Origin of the sequence: Yersinia fenwicki, assembly GCF_043099325.1 — a bacterium.
GTDB lineage: Bacteria > Pseudomonadota > Gammaproteobacteria > Enterobacterales > Enterobacteriaceae > Yersinia.
On record NZ_CP170755.1, the window covers coordinates 804,421 to 825,566 of the forward strand.

The following is a 21,146-nucleotide window of genomic DNA, read 5'->3' on the forward strand; positions in this document are numbered from 1 at the left end:
AAGGAGAGCCACACATGGCAGAAGGTAACTATCTGGTACAGGGTGATAAAACAACCTGTGGCGGAAGAATAACGACGGGTGCAGAGGATCACACGATCTTTGATAAACCCGTTGCCAGAGAGCGGGACAGTGTGACCTGCGGCAAGCATGCCGGGCTTTTTAAAATTGCCGGCGGTATCGATAACGACACCATTCATGACCGGCGTATGGCTGGCACCCTCGACAGTTACAGCACCTGCCCCTGCAAAGCAAAATTTATTCCGTCGATGCTGGATGATACATACGAGAAGAGTGGCGGGGCATCTACTACAGAATCAGCAGCAGGCTTTGTGGCACCGGTGCAAACTTCCCCGGAGTTGCCCTCATACCTTACAGGGGAGCAAAAGCCAACGGGATTCGTATCTGATTACCCTGTGTTAAAAAACACACATGATTTACCTGATGCAAAGTTAAGAATGATGTTTAAGCAAAATAACCAAGACATCATGCTACTAACTTTACCCGAAGTGTTTGAGTTATTGTCATCCTGGGGGGCGTGGAAGCACGGTTGGGTTGCAATAACTGAAAGCACACCAGGTCAAATAATTGTTAACTATGGAACAAATATAAAAGATGTCGTCACAACATCCATGTTGGTTGGGCAGTTAGGTAGTTTTGGTATAAAGGCCACGGTATATGTGAATCATAAAGGCACAGAATTGATTAAAATAAGTGGCTACCCTGGGGTTAGGAAAATATTAAATGCGCCAGTATTTGCTGCAAAGAACCCTAAGGTTGTAGATATAGGCATAGGTAAGTATGGTCTGGCGAAATCGATCATAGAAGGTGCTAGATTAACTTTTTATGTGGCTGCAGCATATCGCACTATCGACTACATTATGAATGATGAAACATCCTTCGCTGAATTCATTGGTAGTCTGGCAACAGATGCAGTTAAAATTGGTATAGCATCTGCTGTCGTTTGGGGGGTGGGACTGGTTCTGGTAACTCCATGGATCGTTGCAAACTTAGCGATAGTTGTCGTCGTTGGCGGTGTCGCGGCCATTACCTTAAATGTTCTTGATGAAAAGTTTGGTGCGACTGACAAGGTTGTAGCCTATATAGAGTCAGCACAACAAGAATTTGCAAACAAAGCCAGAGAGGCTGAACAGGGATTGCTGGATCTTGGGGCAATGTTTGCTGAAAAAATGTTAATTAAAGGAAAGGATGTGATTGTTGAGGAGGTTCGCAGTTATATTCGGGATAATCTGACGAGTATTCAACGGAGATTGTATTGATGTTTGAGGAAAAAATCCGACCTTTTCTTGCTATAGTCATAATCCTTGGCTTATGTGTGCTGAGTATTTATCTTGGGAATAGTATATTCCGGGCATACTTTTCTTTCGAAGATAGCATTGTATTTTCATGGTTAAGCATTGCATTAATTGCGTTGCCTGTTGTGATGATTTTTCCACTTATCTATTTCATTCTGATGATTGTTAGGGGAAAGGATTTCGCTTTCAAAACAATGGATAGTTATGTTTCTTATTTGAAGTGGAGTTGTATTGCTATTGTAATATTAGGTGTATTATTTTCCTGTTTGTACCCCAAACAATTGCTCAGCAAGGGATATGTCCGTTGTAATGGTATTCCATCAGGCTGGATGGCAGGAACTGCAACCCGTTACGTTAAAGATCCGTCTATATGCGTCGTAAATTGAAGAAATTTAAAATCATCTGGTTAAATGACGCAACCAGTTTTGCCATCGCATATAAAACCGCAGTTAATCAAGCAGAAATGAATATGAGTTACTTAATGTTGTGTTATTACAATGCAGAGTCATGATAGGTTATTTATGAAGTGTTCATTTAAACAGCGTGTGATTGTTTTTGCTGGGGTTGCATTCTTCATGGGGCTTGCCGCCGGGATTTCATATCTCGGAATGTATAAATTAGCTGAATATCTGTCTTATCCTGATGTAGTCAATTTTTCATTTTGGGTGTTTTTCGCTGCAGCTTTTTTCTTCTTTTTCGCTCCATTATTAGCGATGCTTTTTCCTGTTGTTTTTACCGGAAAGCAGATAAGTGTTACATCAGGCAAAAAATTACTGAAGGCAGTGTTTATCATCCTGGGGCTTACTGTCCTTGGAATGTTCATCTTTTCAGAAAGATACACAGCATCACTCATGGATAAAGGCTACACCGAATGTCGGGGGATCCCTTCAGGATGGATGCCTGGTATGGCAAAAAAATATGCCATAGAGCCCTCCCTTTGTGCTCAGCATTGATGGGTCTCGTTTCTTATTGATATTCCCGCCAGACTCGCGAAGTCTGCTTCAGTGTTTAACACGCAGCAATTAACTAAGCAGAAAAAAGAATGGATGATTTAACCCTGCGTTATTACGACGCCGAAATGCGCTACCTGCTCGAAGCGGGTGAAGAATTTGCTAAGGCCCACCCTGAACAGGCGGCAATGCTCAATCTTGATAAAGCGAGCGCACGCGACCCGTATGTCGAACGCCTGTTCGAAGGCTTTGCCTTCCTGATGGGACGACTTCGCGAGAAGCTGGACGACGATCTGCCGGAACTGACTGAAGGGCTGGTCAGCCTGTTGTGGCCGCATTACCTGCGAACCATCCCGTCCTTGTCCGTGGTCGAATTCTCCCCGGACTGGCTCCAGATGAAGGAGCCGATGCGGGTAGCCAAAGGCTTCGAGGTCCATTCCCGGCCGATTGGTGAGAAGGGCACGCGCTGCCGCTATACCACCACAAAAGAAATCAACCTCCAGCCGCTGTCGCTTGCGCGGGCGAGTCTGGCAACCGATCCGGATGGCCGCTCAATCGTGACGCTTCGCTTCAGTTGCAGCAGTCTTGCGGACTGGAGTCGTGTCGACCTCAGCCATATACCGCTCTACCTTAACGCTGATGCGCCGCTGGCCTGTGCCATGCACGAAGCTTTTACCATGAACGTGGCCCGGATGTGGCTGCGCCTTCCCGGCGATGTGGACAGAAGACCGTTTGATGGTCACTTTACTGCACTTGGGTTTGGTGATGACGATGCGCTGTGGCCGACGGGAAACAGTAGCTTCAGTGGCTACCAGCTGCTGCTGGAGTACTTCACCTTCCGCGAGAAATTCATGTTCACCGGCCTGCGTGGTCTGGAGACCGTGGCCTTCCCGGCTGAGCTCCCCTGGTTTGAAATCGACGTGGTGCTGGCGGAGCGCTGGGAGCATGACTTCAGCTTTACGGAAAAACATCTGCGCATGAACTGCGTGCCGGTGATTAACCTGTTCCCGCTGGAATCAGATCCGCTGACACTGAACTCGCTGCAGACGGAGTACATGCTGCGTCCGATGCGCGTACAGGATGGCCATACCGAGATTTACGCTGTGGATTCAGTGATGTCTTCAGGCCAGCATGCCTACGTGCCGTTCTCAAGCTTCCGCCACAAAGGTGGCATGATGCGTCATGAAGCCCCCGAGTATTACTATCACACCCGCGTGCGGCGGGGCCCGTCAGGGCTGCACAACACCTGGCTTATCCTGGGAGGGGAAGCCTTTGATAACCACACCGTCCCGGAAGACGAACACCTGTCTCTGACGCTGACCGGCACTAACGGGCAGCTGCCGCGCCGTGCTCTGCAGAGCACGGTGCTGGATACGGTGATGAAAACCACCTCCGCCAGTATTACCGTGCGTAATCTCTGTGCCCCGACATTGCCCTGTTATCCGCCGGCGCAGGACCGTTTCCACTGGCGTGTGCTGAGCCATCTCGGCAGCAGTTTTCTCTCGATGATGGATAACGCCGAAGTGCTGCGTGGCACGCTGGCGCTGTATGAGTGGACCAACAGCGAGATGAACCGCCGCCGTCTCGAAGCCATCATCGAGGTGAAACATAGCGAAACTGAGCGCTTTGAGCAGGGCTACCTGGTGCGTGGCGTACAGATTGAAGTGACGCTCGACAGCCATGGCTTTGCCGGACGGGGCGACATTTGTCTGTTTGGCGAAATGCTGAGCCGCTTCTTTGCGCTCTACACCGACATCTACCTGTTTAATCGCCTGATTATCATACTGCAACCAACCGGAGAGCGCCTGGAATGGGAAGAGAAGCACAATCGCCGCATTCCCGGCTGACCCCGCGGCTGGAAGCCGACCTGCACCGCATTAACTTTTACCGGTTATGTCAGCTGCTGGAGAAACTGAATCCGGATAAACCGCTGATGGGCTCAACCAGCCATCCGGCGGATGACCCGGTGCGCTTTGCCCCGCATCCGGGGATGGGCTTTCCGGCCAGTGAGATGAAGGCCGTCGAATACGACGAGGATGATGACCGTAAACCGCCGGTTATCCGCACCACGTTTATGGGGATGTACGGCGTCGATTCACCGCTGCCGACCGCGTATCTCGATGACATTACGCTGCGGGCCGATGGGCATGAAGCGCTGCAGGGTTTTCTCGATATCTTCAGTCACCGCATCCTGACGCAGTTTTACCGCATCTGGCGTAAATACTCTTACCCGGCAAGCTTCGAGCCCGGCGGAACGGACAGCATCTCTCAGTCGCTGCTGGGTCTGGTGGGGCTCGGCATTCCCGGAACAGCTAAAAATATCGCCACACCCGTCTCGCGATTTCTGGCGCTGCTCGGTGTGCTGCAGCAGCCCGGAAAAACTCAGCAGGGCATGCAGGCACTGGTCAGCCTGCTGGCACCGCATACCCGGGTACAGGTCAGTCCGTACTGCCTGCGACCGGTGGAAATCAGCCAGCCGCTGGGTTTTTACGGCGATGAAGATTTTCTGCTGGACGGCAATACGCCGCTTGGCGATGAAGCGATGGACGCCAACAGCCAGCTGCTGATTGCGCTGGCCACTGACGACGAGAAGGAATCGCAGGGCTGGAAGCCGAACGGCCTGCTGTACCAGGATTTATTGGTGATGTTGCGCGTCTACCTGGGATGGCGCTTTAAGGCAAAAATCACCCTGACAACCAGCACCCGGCTGTTAGCCGTCCCGCCGCTGGGTGAGGGGCCATTCTGGCTCGGGTTGAACGGCGTGCTGGGCGCGGAAGAAGGGGAGCAGGCTGACGACATCCCGCAAACCTTTACCACGGAGTTGGGTTATTACACGGGGCTGGAGCCCGCCACACCACAACAAGGAAACCGACGTGTTACGTACAAGTTTGATTAAATCTGCATGCTGCCTGCTGGCATTAAGCCTGACCGGTTGTGGCGTCACGCAGGGCATCTCCGATGGCACTAAATCAGCCTATACCGCCATTTTTCACAAGAAGATAAAGGTGCTGCATCTGGATTTTACCGCCCGTGAAGCGCTGAACACCGATGCGCGTGAAAGCAACTCGTTATCCGAACCCGTTGTGGTCCGTGTTTACCAGCTCAAAGACCGTAAGACTTTTGACAAAACGGTCTATCAGCAGTTGCTCAAAGACGGTGACACTGTGCTGAAAGCCGACTGGCTTGCCAGTCGTGACGTGGTGGTGAAACCAGGCGGTGATGCAAACCTCAATATGCCAATGGAAGAAGACGCTCAGTTCGTGGCCGTGGTGGGGCTGTTCCGCCACCCGGATATGGTGAATAACACCTGGAAGCAGGTGATTCAGCGTGACGATCTGGATCCGGATAAGCCGCGCATTCTGGAAGCGGGCAATAACCATCTGACGCTGCAACCCCTTAAGGATGACTGATGCCCCAGGGACACAACACACCCTCGTTGTATGAAATGCTCACCGGCCATTTTACTGGTGGTCTTCCGCTGTCACAGGTCAGTGAGCAGAACCAGGTTATCCTCTCCGTGCTTGACAACATGCAGCGGATACTTAACTGCCGCGCCGGTACGCTGGCGCATCTGCCGGACTATGGCCTGCCGGATATGACCAAAATCCTGCAGGGGATGCCGGGTACCGCCCATGAGCTGATGGGAACCCTGTCTGAGGTGCTGCTGAAATATGAGCCCCGTCTGAAGAAAATAGTGGTCGTTCTGCTTGAGCAGGACATTCCGGGTGAGCTGCGTTATGCCATCGATGCCGAACTCAAGGGTATCGGCCTGGTGCGTTACGGAACCGAGTTTATGCCGGAAGGGCGGGTTCTCCTGCGACACCTTAAGCAACAGCAGTATCTCGATACGACAACCCGTCTGTAAGGCCAGAGAACACCATGTCAGTAAAAGCACAGTTCCTCAAAAAACTGCAGGCCAGACAGCCTGCCCCGGTCTCGTTTACCAGCAAGACTCTGGCCGATATCGCAGAATTTCGCCTGCGCATCACCCAGCTTCAGGAGCAGATGGACGTGTGGCTGGTGGATACCGGACTGAGTGTGGAGACGTTCACGGCATCCGTCACGGACCTGCTGGTGGAGGGCGGAACTTTTGATATTTCCGGTATCGTCCTGCGTGTCGACGACCGGGCCGTAAAATTTATGCCGGTATTTTTGTACGGTCAGGGCGTGACCGGGTGCGTGGAGGCGACCTTTCATGATGGAGGTCGTGTGATTCCACTGGGGCGTTTGTTCATGCGGTCAGGTACCGTGAGTGACTGGACCTTTACTCCGCCTGGTGCTTTATCCCGTCCCGGGCAGGATTTTGATGAGAGCACATTTTTTAGTTTGATCCTGGCGCTTCTGCCATAGCGGGGGCTGAAAAATGAATCATTATTTTTTTGCTTTGAGTCATTGCCAATTTTCCTTACGAAACGGTTAATAGCTTTCGGATTACTTCACCCCAAAGTAACGAAATAAATCATGGATATGGAAATGAGAAAATTAATCTTCCTTCTGGTCTCAGGAGTTCTTTTTACGGCGCAGGCTGATGCTGCGCGTGGAAGGCAGCCCTGCTCGGGTTCGAAAGGTGGGATAGCGCACTGCACATCGGGTGGTCGTTTTGTCTGTAATGACGGGAGTCTGAGTCAGTCGAAACGATTTTGTTCCGGGTATGGTTCCTCAGCAACCAGCAATCCGGTAAAACAGTCTACTTCCGCTCGCAAAGCTAAGACGAAAAAAGTGACAACTGCGAAAAAGCAGGAGCCGCAACCCGTTGCAGAAAACGACGAACCAGTCAGTACCCAACCCCGCCAGCCCACATGCGCTCCCCTCTATATGGCCAGCAAGCCCGGATACACACATTTACCGATTTGCTCAGGGAACCAGTATTAATCGGGTACAGGAAAGGCTCTTGCCCGTTATTCAGATTAAATAGTTAAGATTGTAAGAAGAAAGGAAAGAAATAAAGCATGGCACGAAGAAAAAAAGATGACAATGCAGCGGGTATTATCCTGGTTATTATTGGCGTCATTGCCTGGGGTATTTATGTTGCGGTAAAAGCATTAATCAATATTAATGAGCGATTTATTGAATCTGTGTCGAATCCGGCCGGAATAATCGGTCTGTTTTTTGGTTTACTGATAGCTGGTGCGTTGATAATACGAATTTTCATTTACCGGGGTTTCCGGAAGAAAACAGCAGAACTCGAACAGGCCATGTCGGACCTGGCACAGAAAGAGAAAGCCTTTGAAGAAACTGTCAGTACTGAAGTGGCTCGCGGCCTGTATCAGGAAAAGAAACAGCTTTCCGGTCAGTGGGATGACTTTCACAATGCCAGAAATAAAGCCTCACGGGCACTGCAGCGTATTGTGGACTCCGCGTATAAGTTTAAGGTTAAAACCCTGCTTTCCGGCACCACGGTGAATAACTGGCAAAGCAGGTATGACCAGCTCATGAAGGAGGGAGATGCTTACGCTGCTATCAGCGAGAAAATCACCTTTCTGGAACTTGAAGATAATGCCGACTGGGAAAGCGTAAAACAGCAGTTTCTGGATAAGGTCGCCCTGCTGGAAAAAGCGCAGGAAGAAAAAGAATACCAGGCTGAGCTCAAGCGTCAGATGCGGGAAGAAAAACAGCGTCAGGATGAACTGGAGCAGCAGCAGCGCGAAGCAGAAGAGGAAGAGCAACGCCTTGCGGAGCAGCAGCGTTTACTGGACGAAGCCCTTCTAGCTGCCGAAGGTGCCCACAGGGAAGAGCTGGAACGACAGCGTCTGGAGCTGGAGCAGAAAATCCAGGACGTGCATCAGCAGTATGAACGCGCCAAATCTATGGCCCAGCTCACGAAGCAGGGGCATGTGTATGTGATTTCGAATATCGGCTCCTTTGGTGAAAACGTATTTAAAATCGGTATGACCCGACGGCTGGAGCCTATGGAGCGTGTGAAAGAACTGAGTGGGGCAGCCGTGCCGTTTGATTTTGACGTCCACGCCATGATTTCCTGCGATGACGCCCCTGCGCTTGAAAAGACATTGCATGACCATCTGGAAAGCTACCGGATAAACCGAATTAATCTGCGTAAGGAATTTTTTCGGGTTGAACTCAGTCGGATAATCGATGAGGTTGAGCGTCACCACGGGCAGGTTGAATATATTGCTGACCCGGTAGCGTTACAGTATCTGCAGAGTCTCGAATATGCAGAAAGCGAAGCCGCATAAACGATAACCTTTAATCTCTCCTGATACGTCAAATGGACAACTGGTCATGAATGACATTCCCACGCGTAAAATCAAAACCGGCGGCGACCCCAGGGCGCTGCCGGATTATACCGTCCTGCGTGATGAACTGGGCAAGCTGACCCATCCGGCGCGTCCGGATGTGAACTGGCATTATGTCGAAAAACTCTGTCTCTCACTGTTTGAGCAGAATGGCGTGGAGTTACAGACAGCGGCCTGGTACACGCTGGCCCGTACGCAACTGGCTGGCTTATTCGGCCTCAATGAAGGTCTGACGATAATCGAGGCGCTGATAAGCCATCAGTGGGGGGCGCTGTGGCCTCAGCCAGTCCATGCCCGCATGGAAATCCTCAGCAGTCTGAGTCAGCGTCTGCAGCAACGGATGCGTTCGCTCCCGCTCAATTACAGTGACCTCAGCCAGTTGTACCGGGCGGAGCAACTGCTCAGTGGCCTAGGAGAGGTGCTGCAGCGTCTGGAGCTTAAGCATCTCAGCCAGCTCGATACGTTGCGTACTTTGATGCACAACAGTGCTGTCCGGCTGGAAAACAGCGATGGCATTACCAGCACCGGGTCGAACATTCAGCCAGGTATTGTGTTGCCTGCCACCGTGATGAATGCTGTGACAGCATCCATGAGAGACTTTGCAGGTGGTCCGGATGAAGATACGCCAGAGAGTGCAGTGAAGTGGGTGTATGTTGCGCAGCCGGAACCGCAGCCGAACGTGGAAGTGCTGGCGGCAATGCCTGCTCCGGTTAAAAAGTGGAAATTTTTCGCTGCCGGGATGTGTACTATGCTGGTGATGAGCACCGTTGCAGTGTGGGGCTGGCAGTATTTTCACCAGCCTGATCCACTAAAGACCCAGCTTGCAGCCTCACTGGCACCATTACCTGCACCTCTCACACCTGAACAACTGGACATGTTGCGTCAGCAAACTTCGTTACCGAAGGACCTTATCGCTCAGACACAACCGCAGCTTGACCGACTGGATAAATTACTTCCTGACTGGAATATAACTTACGCCAGAAAACTCATCGAACAGGTTCAGGCATTGCGGCCGGAACAGGCAAAGCCTCTGCTACAACAGTGGCAGCAACAGATTAATGTTTCAGTACTTCCTTTCGATACAATGAATGGCTGGCATGAAGGTATGACGCAGCTTCAGGCACTTGCTGATAAACTGAATGCGCTTGATGGTCAGAGAGGAAAATACATTACCGTCAGTGAACTTAAATCGCAGGTCTTTGGCATACTGACAAGCTTCCGACAGACCGTGCCGGTGGAAGAACAGCTTCGGCAGTTGAAGCTGCGCCCTGAAGACTCGCAACAGCGTCAGCTGCAGGTCCGGCAGGTCGAGCAACACCTCCGGGCGCAAATCTCTACGCTGGCACAGGAAAAACAGCGTGACTGATGTAAAACATTGAGTGATTAGAGTAATAACAGATGTCTGTTAAAAATTTACGCCGACGAAACCATTGTTCTCGCTGGAGTATCAGTGAGATGGAGTATGTCGAAAAGAGCTACGGCAAACTCCCAACGCAGCAGATAGCAGATTTCCTGGGGAGAGGTATTCCGGCAGTCAGAGCAATGGCGCTAAAACTTGGTATTGGTCGTACGGGAGCTAAACCATGGTCGCCAGCTGAAATTGCGATAGTGAAAAAATATTATTCACACGGTGCTGGTATTGTCATGGTGCAGACTCTGTTGCCGCACCGTGATAAGGAATCTATCAGAAAACAGGCAGCTAAAGCCGGTGTTACCGATGCCCGGGATTGGCATCCTGATGCAATTAAATTTTTGAAAGAGCACTATGGTCATATGGATGTTGAGGATATCGCCACTACTCTCAACAAAACAGTCAGTGCTGTGAGGAACAGAGCTATTGTTCTGAAACTCGGGAAAGCGCGACTCAGAAAATGGACTCCTGAAGAGAACGCGATATTAACCTCTGAATACGCTAACTCAGATAATCTTAATGAAATTCATGCATTATTACCTCATCGTTCCAGACGAGCTATTGCTACGCAGGCGACCAAATTAGGATTAAAAAGAGCAGAGGCATGGACGTCAGAAGAACTCAGTGCGTATTCCGATGATTCCGGTCAGTGATTCCGGTGATTTCGATCGCGCTTCCCGCGCTGGTTATTTCTTACTTTAGTTTTTAACTCGTCTGATCGGTTTGCGCCAGTTTACGCATTGACTCTCCCCTGAGCTCAACACGATGTCCGTTATGCAGAAGGCGGTCCATCAGCGCATCTGCAACCGTCGGGTTACCCACCAGTTTGTACCATTCACTCACCGGTAGCTGGCTGATGATGATAGTGCTTCCCCGCTGGTATCTGTCTTCCATCACTTCCAGCAGGTCTGAGGACTGCCGGGTGTTCAGCTTTTCAAGACCCCAGTCGTCAAGGATCAGCAGCTCCTTTTTCGACAGTTGTAGCAGCTGTTTCTGGTAACTCCCGTCGGCATGGCCGATATTCAGGTCATCAAGCAGTCGCGTCAGCCGGTAGTACACCACCTGGATATGCTGCTGGCAGGCCTGCTCACCCAGGGCACAGGCAACATACGTTTTCCCGCACCCTGTTGGCCCGGTGATCAGCACATTTTCATGACGGTGGACATAAGCGCCGGTCAGCAGCTGTACCAGCAACTGCCGGTTCAGTCCCCGTTCCGGCCGGTAGTCAAGCTGTGAAGGCTGCGCATCCAGCCTCAGCTTCGACTGTCGTCGCAGGCGATTGACCTTCGAGACCTCCCGCTGCAGCAGTTCGTGCTCCAGCAGGAGCCCCAGACGCTCCTCGAAGCTCAGCGAGGTGTAAGTCATCGGCTGTGACCATTGCAGCTCCAGCGCGTTACTCATATGCCCCAGCCGCAGGGCCCGTATCTGTTCCAGCAGGTTATTGTGCATTATGGTTTCCTCAGTGGTAGTACCCGGCACCGCGTACATTGCTGTGCTCGACAGGGGATTCATCCGGCGCTTCGTCTTTCAGCCGGTCCCGGTGGTTGGTCAGCAGATTCAGGATCACCTGCCGCCATGGTCGCTCCAGTAACAGCGCCTGCTGGCAGGCATTCTCCAGCCGGGCATCACCATATTCGCGACTGAGATTGAGCAACCCCAGGCAGGTCCGGTAAGCCTGTTCCGGATGTGCCCGGTGGTGCAGATGCCAGGCCACCACGGCACGGGTCGCGCTGCCGATGCTCTCTCCCCAGGACAGCAGCCTTTCCGGGCTCCATCGCTGCCGGCGATGGGATTCCGGCATATGCTCTGCCTGCGTGGTGAAGCCACCCTGTTGCTGTGCCCGCGGATGCTGGGCAACCAGTGCTCCCCGGTGATAGAGGCGAACCAGTCGGGCGCCAGCCTCGATATCGATATGGCTGCCAACCAGTGGATGAGGGACGGAGTACGCATGTTTGCCGTACAGCACGTGATAGTCCGGGCCGACCTTCGCCCGGCGGATATCAACGTATTCATACCGGTATGGCGGGAGCGCCTTCAGTGCGGGCTTGTCCAGCTGTTCGTACAGGCTTTTCCGGCAACCCGGTAACCGACGGAACGGCCGCTCATTCAACTCCTGCAGCAGCTCGCTGATGGCCAGATTCAGCGCAGCCAGCGTATGGAACACCTCATGCCGCAGCCGCATCAGGATCCAGCGCTCCACGACCAGAACGGCATTTTCGACTTTGGGTTTGTCTTTTGGTTTGCGCGGTCGGGCCGGGATCACCGCCGTGTTGTAGTGCCGGGCCAGCTTACGGTAGTTTTCGTTCAGTACCGGCTCATAGCGGTCTGCGCGGCTGACTGCCGCTTTCAGGTTATCCGGCACCAGAAGCTGAGGAACACCGCCGAAGAACTCGAACGCCCTGACGTGGGCCATCAGCCAGCTTTCCTGGCGCTGGTTTTCACAGGCTTCGACATAGGTGTAGTTCGAGGCACCGAGTGTGGCGACGAAGATCTGTGCCTGCCGGACCTCACCCGTATCCGGGTTGATAACCGGGATCGTCGGCCCACAGAAGTCGAGGAACAGCTTCTCTCCTGCGACATGATGCTGACGCATGCTGCGCTTCTGTAGCTTCAGCCATTCACCATAGAGGTTACAGAACTGGCTGTATCCGTAGGCATTTTCACCGGCTTCCCGTTGATATTCCTGCCAGAGCAGGATCTTGGTCATCCCCTTACGCTTCAGTTCCTGATGGCACAGCGGGAAGTCCGGCATCCGTTTATGGCTGTCGCTGGCGCGTCCGGTATAGAGCAACGCCTCGAGTTGTGATTCCGTCATCTCTTCCGGCAGGGGCCACGCCAGCTGGCTCCCCCTGAAGCGGGTGACCACATCCGAAACGGTGCTGCACCCGATATTCAGACAGGCCGATATGCTCCTGTTGGGCAGGTGACAGTCAAATTTCAGGCGCAGCAGTTCTTTAATTTTACTCATCCGCGTTCTCAGTCTTGCCATGGCGACACTCCTCCGGAAGATGCGTTATCAGGAAGAAGTGTTGTCCATTGTTTTAAAAGTGAAAAGCGCGGGATTCCGACAACAGGATCACCGATTCCGACAATCCGATCACGGATTCCGGAGCCAGGATCACGGATTCCGACGGAAGGCCAAATCTGGCCGAAACAAATCGGAATTCGTGGTCGAATTAAATCGGAAAGTGCGATCGGATTAAATCGGAATCAATGGTCGGTTTGGGTCGGAATACGCACTCAGCATTCTCCGACAATTTTATCCGGTGCAGGGGAGAAAAATTGTCGCGATGTTACCAGGCAGGACCGTTAATTCGGTTCACCGGCAGGCCGAAAAACAAGGGTTGCGACGATATGCTAAAAAAGCATGGATATCTGACTGAGCACGAGTAGACCTATTACGCTATTGAAATCCGATGTCACTCAATCCACTTGGTAATGCCATACAGGATCAAAAAAGAACGGACGCCCGGGCATAAAAGCCCTGACACTGCCTGATAACTATCCTGAACAGAATTTTAGGGTCATGACGCCAAAGCGTTAATTTAGTAAACTCCCCGCTTTTTCAGGAGCTGTATGACCGTCACGATTGAAGTTTCCTGCCGATATTGTCATCAGACTGAACCTGTCCGTAAGCATGGTTCGGGGAAAGCAGGGTTCCCGCGGTATTACTGCCAGGATTGTCGACGAACCTTTCAGCTTAATTATCGCTATAACGCCCATAAGCCTGGTGTCAGAAAGCAGATTGTCGATATGGCCATGAATGGTTCGGGTGTTCGTGAATCTGGCCGGGTACTGAATATCAGTATGAATACCGTCCTGCGTACATTAAAAAACTCTCGCCAAAACAGGTAACAACACGTGCTGTTGCTTATGAAGATGTGACACTCATTTGTGAAGTTGATGAACAATGGTCTTTTGTCGGTAACAAGAAAAATCGCCACTGGTTATGGTATGCCTTTGATACAAAAAGAAAACAGGTTATTGCCCATGTTTTTGGCCCGCGAACCGATGAAACTTGTCGCCGCCTTCTGGCATTGTTTCAGCCTTTTAGCTTGGGTTTTATCACGACGGATGACTGGGGAAGTTATAGCCGTGAAGTCCCGTCAGAAATCCATCTGGTGGGAAAGATATTTACCCAGCGAATTGAGAGACATAATCTCAATTTACGTATACATATTAAGCGGCTTGCACGTAAAACAATATGCTATTCACGCTCAGTAGAACTTCATGAGAAGGTTATTGGCACCTATATCGAAAGACACCATTACAACGCATTTGAGTCATGACCAATTTTAGAGGGGGTGGTAATTTTGATTGGCGCACTTGTAAAAATATCTAAAATCAGGAAGCACTAGTCCATTCTCTTTACTGGCTGTCAGCATTGATCTAAAAATGGATAAAAAGATGTGGAGTATTGCTATATTGTATATTACAGAACGCCAAATATTCGTACGAATAATTGGCGTCTGGTGCTGATGCGTTATGACCTCGAACCTGATGACGAGCGGGTGATTGAGATGTCGAAGTATAGTTTGATTTTGCAGCAGGAAAAATAGGGTGTGTAACAATCACGACACAGAATATGTTTTACAGACAATCAATTAATATTTTGCAGAAGAAACGTTATGGAATCCAAAAAATATCAGATTTTTGTCAGTTCAACCTACAAAGATCTCGTTGAAGTCAGAAAAAAAGTCATAGATACAATACTTGTAGCTTACCATTTTCCTGTTGGGATGGAGATGTTTGGCGCAGATGATGCTGAACAATGGGAAGTAATCAAGGAGACTATAGAGGGTAGTGATTATTATGTTGTCATTATCGGGCACAGATATGGTTCGTTGTCTCCGGAGCAAGAGTTCAGCTATACCGAAAGAGAATATGATTATGCCCGTGAATTAGGTATTCCTGTACTTGCGTTCATACGTAATCGGGATATCCCAACATTACCTGGAGAAAGGGAAACTAATCCAGAACTGGCAATAAAGCTTGATGATTTTATAAACAAAGCGCAAGCTAACAAAATGTGCAACTTCTGGTCAACACCTGATGAGCTGGCAACTCAGGTTGCTCTTGCTTTACCTAAAGCGTTCAAACGTATTCCCAGAACTGGCTGGGCGAGAGCAAGCGAAGTAGCAGGTCCTGAAGTTCTGGCCGAGATTACCGAGCTATCGGCAGAAAACAGAAAATTAAAGCAAAAACTTGCAGAATATGAAAAACTCTTTTCCAATCGTACACCAAATCTTGGGATCAAGATCTTTGATGAAGACAACATCAATTTGACATGGACTCCTGATCGTCATTTTAAATGTCCAGAATGGATCGATTTCAATGATATCCCCGGTGAATTACATGAGTATCTTACCAGAGAGGAGATTGATAAGTATAACAGTAAACTTCCAAGTGATAAAAAATTCAAAGAATGGTTGGATAATAATAACATAGCTAAGAATAAAGAAAATTCTTTGTTAATTAAACCTATTGTATTTAACCACGGTACAAAACCAGCCAGTGACATTTACATTAAGATTTCATTTCCTGATGTTGTGAAGGTTATATGGAAAAATGAAATAGATGATTATAACTATATTAGCATGGACATGCTGGAATCGCCCGTGGATAAGGCCCGAAAAAAACACCGGATGAAAAATTCTGTCGGTGATAAATTTCTGAGCATTTCCTCACAATTTTCAGCGCTGGGCGGTATACATAGCCATTTATCCTCATATCAAATTGAAAGACCTTTCTCATCGCTGAAAAATTTGAATCGACTCCTCAATACTAATAACACAGGGAATATAGATGATAACATTCTAAAAATCGCACAGCATAAACTTCCTCATACCAGAGAAATTAGCCTGGAAAGTATTGCTGTTATCCCTGTATCTCAGGGAGAGGGTAACATCACTATACAAATCATGTGTAGCGAATTAGAGGCTCCATTAATATCAACCAATCATATTAAGATTAGTTGAATTAATTGTAATCCAGGGCCGTAATAAAAGAGCATAGAAAAGTAGCTCGTTTTGCACATTTCCTCTCCTGATACTCATGATATCCAATGCAGTCAGGCAGAACGTTATCCGGCAGGTGAAAACATCATGATCTACGGACTGCCTAATGGTTGGGGATGGCTCGGACCTGCTTTCCGCATTTCGACTGGACAGATGGTTGTGTTGCGGTGAATAAGCGATATGCGGGAAATATGGTCCCGTGTTCCGGCTGGTACTGTTATTGATATTCGGCCATAACGATGTTACGTATTCAAATATGAGTCCTGCTTATGCACCTGAGAGATAAAGGCGCGGTGTGTAAGCCCCTAATATACACTATGAACTATCAGTTGTTTTATAAGGGAAATGCATGAATAACAGAAAAACAAGATGGTTTTCATTTCTTATTTTTATGGAAGGAGTGTTTGTATTCCGTGGTTGGGAGATCTTTGAACACTATCATCTCTCTGCATTTTCGATCCTTATGGCATTTATTGCTTCTCTGTATATCTATATAAAAATTCAAGAATGTGTAAATAAATTGAGTTCAGCCAATAAAATTATTGTATTTTTTAGATTGAATGGCCTGATTTCCTTTTTTAAAAAAGGAAATCATCTTACTGTTTTCGAACGAAGCGCTGTTTTCTTGTCCGTTTATATTCCATGTATGTTGATTATGTATTTAAACTCATTGTCGTAATGCATATCGGACAATACCATTGTGTGATTTCTTCAAAAAAATGAACAGTGCCCTTAGGAAGGGGTGTTCATCACATCACTACAATGGTGATGCGAACGAATCAGTGATCGATTCAGATGCGATTATCCTGCTGCGTTCCGAAAAAGACGGTTGCACTGACAATATTTTGTCAAAAAAATAAATAGCCGGGCAGCCCAGCCACAAAGGCTGAGCTGGTGTACCTCGTCAGTATCGGCTATTTTGTCATCCGCTTTTACTGAGCATAAAGACTGTCGATGTAGCTTGCATACCACTGCATCATCTCCCTCCTCCCATCCAAATACTGAGCGTGGTTATACGTCCCACGAATACTGTTTTTATCCACATGAGCGAGCTGCATCTCGATCCAGGCTGTATTAAAACCCTGCTCATGCAAAATGGTACTCATCGTGTGCCGAAAACCGTGACCGGTAGCTTTGCCATCGTAGCCGATACGTTTGATCACCATGTTAATACTGGCTTCACTCATCGGCTTGTTGATATTGCAGCGTCCAGGAAATACCAGTTGATACTGACCTGTGTAGGTGTGAAGCTCCTGCAGTATCGCCAGTACCTGGCCTGACAAAGGCACCAGATGCTTACGGCGCTTCTTCATGCGGCTTTCAGGGATTGTCCATAACGCATTCTCCAGATCAAACTCTTGCCATTCTGCAGCGCGTAGTTCAATAGTGCGCACTCCTGTGAGCAACAGCAGGCTGGTTGCCATGCGTGTAATGCAACTGCCATGGTAATCAGCCAGACTGGCAAGAAATGCGGGTAACTCGGATGCCTGTAGGTGAGGGAAGTGCTCGGTTTTTGGTGCGGTCAGCGTACCGGTCAGTTCTGCTGCTGGGTTAATCGTCGCACGTCCTGTTGCGATGGCGTAGCGGAAGATCTGATTGCAGTACTGCCTGACCTTACGTAATTTTTCCAGCGAACCGCGTTTTTCTATCAGGCGTAAAACCTCCAGCATCTCCAGAGGAAGGATCTCTGCAACGGGACGTTTGCCCACATGTGGGAAGATATCCTTCTCCAGCGCTTCCATAACGCTCTCAGCGTAGCTTTCCGACCATGAGATACACTTGTGCTTGTGCCACTCCATAGCGAGCGCCCTGAAGGTATTGACGACAGATATCTTTTTGGCGAGTTTTTCGAGCTGCTTTTTCTCACTCGGGTCGCCACCCTCAGCAATCACCTTTCTGGCCTCATCACGTTTTACACGCGCATCAGCCAGGGATATCTCTGGGTAAACACCAATAGATAACTTTTTCTCTTTACCGGCGATACGGTATTTCATACGCCAGTATCGTTTTCCTGTGGTGGTTACCAGGAGAAAAAGACCACGTTCGTCAGAGAGTTTATAGTCCTTCTCTTTGGGCTTAGCGGTCTCGACCTGCCGGGCTGTCAGTGCCATATGGGGGCCTCAAATTTCATTGAACAAGAAGAGCCCCCTGAAAAGCCCCCAGATGCAACTTGATTTAGAGAGAGTTGAGTTGAGGTCAGTGGAGTTCGAAATGTCAGAAAATGATGTATGGCAGTGATTATACTTGAGTTTTGTGGAGTTTGGGAGACGTACATAGAAGTGAAAGTGGTGCCCGGACTCGGAATCGAACCAAGGACACGGGGATTTTCAATCCCCTGCTCTACCGACTGAGCTATCCGGGCTACGGGGCGCATTAAACCGTATTGGCGCCAAATCGTCAATGAGTTTCTCATATAAAGGCGATCAGTTGCTCTCTTTTCATGCGAAATTCGCTAAAAAATGTTAGTGCGATGATTTTTTCATCGTAATGAACTGTTTCATCTGTTTGATTTATAGTTTTTTTATTTTTCAGGTCGTTAGATAACAATGGCTTAGATATTCACTAAATATGCATTTTTATTGAGTTTTAAGGGTTGAATCGCTCCCATAAACATGTAATTATTGCGCGAATTTAGCGTTACTATTCATTCGACTAGTCCATATCATTTTGAGAGTTTAAGCAGGGGGCGGTTATGGCATTTTCACACTATCTAATGCATATTCAGCGCCTCGCGAGCCACTTCTTCTACTCCATTTCTATTAAGTCTATTATCCCTTCTATGCGGTAAGGCTACGTGTTGCTCACTGTTAGGCATTATTAAAAATAGAGCCAACTCTCTGATTTTACTGATGTCTATTGGTCGATGCTGATACCAGTTTATTCACTATTCTGGCTTTTCTTTTGCTGTGAGAAGTGCACACCGAAGATATCAATTTGCCGGTATCACAAAAGTTTCTCAATGTGATGCTATCTATATGCCAAAGTGGCAGCCTCATACCTGACCGTTTGAGAGTAAGTGACATGACACAATTAAAAATAGCAACAAGTGCTCGTTTGGCTTCTTATATAGAAAGTCAGCGCGGAATGGTATATCTCAATCAGACTGATTTTACGGATGTTGCCGCCGTGGTGATGTCGATAGAAGATGCGAATGCCGGTATATTGTCAAAGCTATATGACCTGGGCTTTGCTATTCCTATTTTTGTTGCTGTCACAGCAGAACAGACGGTTTCTGCGGAGTATTTACCCCTGATTAAAGGCGTCATCACACTCGGTGAGGTAAATAAGGCATTTTATAATGCTCAGGTAGAGGTTGCCGCTAGCGAATATCAAAAAAATCTATTACCGCCTTTCTTCTCAACATTAAAGAAATATGTCGAGATGAAAAACTCGACCTTTGCTTGCCCTGGCCATCAAGGCGGTGAGTTCTTCCGTAAACACCCTGCTGGTCGTCAGTTTTTTGAATTCTATGGTGAGACAATTTTCCGGTCAGATATGTGTAACGCTGATGTCAAATTGGGCGACCTGCTTATCCATGAAGGTGCGGCAAAAGAGGCACAGAAATATGCAGCTAAGGTCTTTAATGCAGATAAAACCTATTTTGTTTTGAATGGGACTTCAGCGGCCAATAAAGTGGTTACTAATGCTTTACTGACCCGCGGTGATTTGGTGTTATTTGACCGAAATAACCATAAATCTAACCACCACGGTGCACTGATTCAAGCAGGGGCAACGCCTGTTTACTTAGAAACTGCCCGTAACCCGTTTGGTTTCATTGGCGGTATCGATGCGCACTGTTTCGATGAACGTTATTTACGCCAGCAATTAAGTGAGATTGCTCCTGAACGTGCGGGTGATGCACGGCCATTCAGATTGGCTATCATTCAGTTAGGTACCTATGACGGCACGGTGTATAACGCACGGCAGGTGGTTGATAGTATTGGTCATTTATGTGATTACATTTTGTTTGATTCGGCGTGGGTGGGTTATGAACAATTTATCCCGATGATGAAAGATTTCTCGCCGTTGTTGCTGGAACTCAATGAAAACGATCCTGGGATTATTGTGACTCAGTCGGTACACAAGCAGCAGGCTGGTTTTTCCCAAACCTCGCAAGTACATAAAAAAGATAACCACATCAAAGGGCAAAAGCGCCACTGTAACCATAAGCGTTTTAACAATGCATTTATGCTGCATGCCTCGACCAGCCCGTTTTATCCCTTATTTGCGGCATTGGACGTCAATGCCAAAATACACTCTGGCGATAGTGGGCGCCGTATGTGGATGGACTGTGTCAAACTCGGTATCGAGACTCGAAAGTTATTATTAGAGCGTTGCTCAATGTTGCGGCCATTTATTCCACCTACAGTGAGGGGAGTAAATTGGCAGGATTATGATACGGACATTATTGCCAATGATCCTAGCTTCTTTAATTTTGAGCCAAACGAGAGCTGGCATGGGTTTGAAGGATATAACCAAGACCAATATTTGGTGGACCCATGTAAGTTATTGCTGACCACGCCGGGTATTGATGCCAGCACTGGACAATATACCCAGTTTGGTGTGCCAGCAGCGATACTGGCGACTTTCTTGCGAGAAAATGGCATTGTGCCGGAAAAATGCGATCTGAACTCGATCTTGTTCCTGCTGACGCCTGCGGAAAACCCAAGTAAAATGGCCCATCTGGTTGATATGTTAGTGCAATTTGAGCGCTATATTGAGCAAGATGCACTGCTGTATGATGTATTGCCGACGATTTATCGTAAAAACGAAGAGCGTTATCGCGGCTATACCTTGCGTCAGTTATGTCAAGAGATGCATGACCTGTATGCCCGTTATGATGTGAAGCAGCTGCAAAAGGATATGTTCCGAAAAGCCAGCTTCCCGCAAGTTGTTATGAATCCTCAGGATGCCAATATTCAATTTATCCGTGACAATATTGAACTGATCCCTATTGCTAAGGCGGAAGGGCGTATTGCGGCTGAAGGTGCATTGCCCTATCCGCCGGGCGTGTTGTGTGTCGTTCCGGGGGAAATGTGGGGTGGGGCGGTGCAGCGCTATTTCCTTGCATTAGAGGAGGGGATCAATTTATTGCCGGGCTTCTCACCGGAATTGCAGGGTGTTTATATCGAAAAAGGTGATGTGGAGCGGCGGCGTATTTTGGGTTATGTCATTACTCAGTAATCTGAAAACAAATAGAC

The 21,146-nt window shown here is 48.7% G+C and carries 18 protein-coding genes and 1 tRNA gene; 15 read left to right on the forward strand and 4 right to left on the reverse strand.

Annotated features, from left to right (window positions below; genetic code table 11):
- Positions 1–14: 14 nt before the first annotated feature.
- The 12 genes from ACF3VQ_RS03650 to ACF3VQ_RS03705 all read left to right on the forward strand — a co-directional run bounded on the left by ACF3VQ_RS03650 (position 15) and on the right by ACF3VQ_RS03705 (position 10,581).
- Complete coding sequence (locus ACF3VQ_RS03650) at positions 15–1,277, forward strand: PAAR domain-containing protein (RefSeq protein WP_392433441.1); 1,263 nt, start codon at positions 15–17, stop codon at positions 1,275–1,277.
- Positions 1,277–1,699: a DUF1240 domain-containing protein gene (locus ACF3VQ_RS03655; protein WP_392433442.1), complete on the forward strand. Its 423-nt coding sequence runs from the start codon at positions 1,277–1,279 to the stop codon at positions 1,697–1,699. The genes ACF3VQ_RS03650 and ACF3VQ_RS03655 overlap by 1 nt, the downstream gene beginning before the upstream one ends.
- A 135-nt stretch (positions 1,700–1,834) precedes the next feature.
- Positions 1,835–2,266 (forward strand): hypothetical protein, encoded by a 432-nt coding sequence (locus ACF3VQ_RS03660; RefSeq protein ID WP_392433443.1) that lies wholly within the window; start codon positions 1,835–1,837, stop codon positions 2,264–2,266.
- 89 nt (positions 2,267–2,355) lie between these two features.
- A complete protein-coding gene (gene tssF, locus ACF3VQ_RS03665; protein WP_392433444.1) occupies positions 2,356–4,110 on the forward strand; it encodes a type VI secretion system baseplate subunit TssF in 1,755 nt (584 codons plus the stop codon).
- Complete coding sequence (gene tssG / locus ACF3VQ_RS03670) at positions 4,074–5,159, forward strand: type VI secretion system baseplate subunit TssG (RefSeq protein ID WP_392433445.1); 1,086 nt, start codon at positions 4,074–4,076, stop codon at positions 5,157–5,159. The genes tssF and tssG overlap by 37 nt, the downstream gene beginning before the upstream one ends.
- Positions 5,137–5,673, forward strand: coding sequence for a type VI secretion system lipoprotein TssJ (gene tssJ, locus ACF3VQ_RS03675; RefSeq protein WP_392433446.1), 537 nt, complete (start codon positions 5,137–5,139; stop codon positions 5,671–5,673). Before tssG ends, tssJ begins: the two co-directional genes overlap by 23 nt.
- The gene (gene tssE, locus ACF3VQ_RS03680; protein ID WP_392433447.1) at positions 5,673–6,128 is read left to right on the forward strand and encodes a type VI secretion system baseplate subunit TssE; all 456 of its coding nucleotides are present in this window, start codon (positions 5,673–5,675) and stop codon (positions 6,126–6,128) included. The genes tssJ and tssE overlap by 1 nt, the downstream gene beginning before the upstream one ends.
- 14 nt (positions 6,129–6,142) lie before the next feature.
- Complete coding sequence (locus tag ACF3VQ_RS03685) at positions 6,143–6,613, forward strand: hypothetical protein (protein ID WP_392433448.1); 471 nt, start codon at positions 6,143–6,145, stop codon at positions 6,611–6,613.
- Positions 6,614–6,736: 123 nt separating this feature from the next.
- A complete protein-coding gene (locus ACF3VQ_RS03690; protein WP_392435435.1) occupies positions 6,737–7,135 on the forward strand; it encodes a hypothetical protein in 399 nt (132 codons plus the stop codon).
- Between the two features lie 77 nt (positions 7,136–7,212).
- Entirely contained in the window at positions 7,213–8,457 is a 1,245-nt protein-coding gene (locus ACF3VQ_RS03695) for a GIY-YIG nuclease family protein (RefSeq protein WP_392433449.1), read from the forward strand.
- 46 nt (positions 8,458–8,503) lie between these two features.
- The gene (locus ACF3VQ_RS03700; protein ID WP_392433450.1) at positions 8,504–9,883 is read left to right on the forward strand and encodes a VasL domain-containing protein; all 1,380 of its coding nucleotides are present in this window, start codon (positions 8,504–8,506) and stop codon (positions 9,881–9,883) included.
- An 89-nt stretch (positions 9,884–9,972) separates the two neighbouring features.
- Positions 9,973–10,581: a hypothetical protein gene (locus tag ACF3VQ_RS03705; RefSeq protein WP_392433451.1), complete on the forward strand. Its 609-nt coding sequence runs from the start codon at positions 9,973–9,975 to the stop codon at positions 10,579–10,581.
- A 52-nt stretch (positions 10,582–10,633) separates the two neighbouring features.
- Here the strand turns inward: ACF3VQ_RS03705 and istB are convergent, their stop codons facing one another.
- Positions 10,634–11,377, reverse strand: coding sequence for an IS21-like element helper ATPase IstB (gene istB, locus ACF3VQ_RS03710; RefSeq protein WP_020802959.1), 744 nt, complete (start codon positions 11,375–11,377; stop codon positions 10,634–10,636).
- A gap of 10 nt (positions 11,378–11,387) precedes the next feature.
- Entirely contained in the window at positions 11,388–12,917 is a 1,530-nt protein-coding gene (istA, locus tag ACF3VQ_RS03715; protein WP_392433452.1) for an IS21 family transposase, read from the reverse strand.
- Positions 12,918–13,504: 587 nt separating this feature from the next.
- Here istA and ACF3VQ_RS03720 point away from each other — a divergent pair.
- A protein-coding gene (locus tag ACF3VQ_RS03720) for an IS1 family transposase (protein WP_392433453.1) occupies positions 13,505–14,217 on the forward strand; the annotation gives its coding sequence in 2 pieces (ribosomal slippage) (positions 13,505–13,757 and positions 13,757–14,217; 714 coding nt in all).
- A 339-nt stretch (positions 14,218–14,556) separates the two neighbouring features.
- Positions 14,557–15,906, forward strand: a complete 1,350-nt coding sequence (locus ACF3VQ_RS03725; protein ID WP_392433454.1) for a DUF4062 domain-containing protein — start codon at positions 14,557–14,559, stop codon at positions 15,904–15,906.
- A 971-nt stretch (positions 15,907–16,877) separates the two neighbouring features.
- On the opposite strand, the gene ACF3VQ_RS03730 is transcribed toward ACF3VQ_RS03725, so the two are convergent.
- Together ACF3VQ_RS03730 and ACF3VQ_RS03735 are read right to left on the reverse strand one after the other, a co-directional pair.
- Positions 16,878–18,056, reverse strand: a complete 1,179-nt coding sequence (locus ACF3VQ_RS03730; protein ID WP_392433455.1) for a tyrosine-type recombinase/integrase — start codon at positions 18,054–18,056, stop codon at positions 16,878–16,880.
- A 175-nt stretch (positions 18,057–18,231) separates the two neighbouring features.
- Positions 18,232–18,307 (reverse strand) — tRNA-Phe (locus ACF3VQ_RS03735).
- A 659-nt stretch (positions 18,308–18,966) separates the two neighbouring features.
- On the opposite strand from ACF3VQ_RS03735, the gene speF reads away from it, so the two are divergent.
- A complete protein-coding gene (gene speF, locus ACF3VQ_RS03740; RefSeq protein WP_392433456.1) occupies positions 18,967–21,129 on the forward strand; it encodes an ornithine decarboxylase SpeF in 2,163 nt (720 codons plus the stop codon).
- Positions 21,130–21,146: the final 17 nt, after the last annotated feature.

Coding starts and splice junctions, on each gene's coding strand:
- ACF3VQ_RS03690 (WP_392435435.1), top strand. CDS start 6,737: ATGAGAAAATTAATCTTCCTTCTGGTCTCAGGAGTTCTTTTTACGGCG.
- ACF3VQ_RS03660 (WP_392433443.1), top strand. CDS start 1,835: ATGAAGTGTTCATTTAAACAGCGTGTGATTGTTTTTGCTGGGGTTGCA.
- ACF3VQ_RS03650 (WP_392433441.1), top strand. CDS start 15: ATGGCAGAAGGTAACTATCTGGTACAGGGTGATAAAACAACCTGTGGC.
- istA (WP_392433452.1), bottom strand. CDS start 12,917: ATGGCAAGACTGAGAACGCGGATGAGTAAAATTAAAGAACTGCTGCGC.
- ACF3VQ_RS03685 (WP_392433448.1), top strand. CDS start 6,143: ATGTCAGTAAAAGCACAGTTCCTCAAAAAACTGCAGGCCAGACAGCCT.
- ACF3VQ_RS03700 (WP_392433450.1), top strand. CDS start 8,504: ATGAATGACATTCCCACGCGTAAAATCAAAACCGGCGGCGACCCCAGG.
- ACF3VQ_RS03730 (WP_392433455.1), bottom strand. CDS start 18,056: ATGGCACTGACAGCCCGGCAGGTCGAGACCGCTAAGCCCAAAGAGAAG.
- ACF3VQ_RS03695 (WP_392433449.1), top strand. CDS start 7,213: ATGGCACGAAGAAAAAAAGATGACAATGCAGCGGGTATTATCCTGGTT.
- tssE (WP_392433447.1), top strand. CDS start 5,673: ATGCCCCAGGGACACAACACACCCTCGTTGTATGAAATGCTCACCGGC.
- ACF3VQ_RS03655 (WP_392433442.1), top strand. CDS start 1,277: ATGTTTGAGGAAAAAATCCGACCTTTTCTTGCTATAGTCATAATCCTT.
- istB (WP_020802959.1), bottom strand. CDS start 11,377: ATGCACAATAACCTGCTGGAACAGATACGGGCCCTGCGGCTGGGGCAT.
- ACF3VQ_RS03705 (WP_392433451.1), top strand. CDS start 9,973: ATGGAGTATGTCGAAAAGAGCTACGGCAAACTCCCAACGCAGCAGATA.
- ACF3VQ_RS03725 (WP_392433454.1), top strand. CDS start 14,557: ATGGAATCCAAAAAATATCAGATTTTTGTCAGTTCAACCTACAAAGAT.
- tssG (WP_392433445.1), top strand. CDS start 4,074: ATGGGAAGAGAAGCACAATCGCCGCATTCCCGGCTGACCCCGCGGCTG.
- speF (WP_392433456.1), top strand. CDS start 18,967: ATGACACAATTAAAAATAGCAACAAGTGCTCGTTTGGCTTCTTATATA.
- tssF (WP_392433444.1), top strand. CDS start 2,356: ATGGATGATTTAACCCTGCGTTATTACGACGCCGAAATGCGCTACCTG.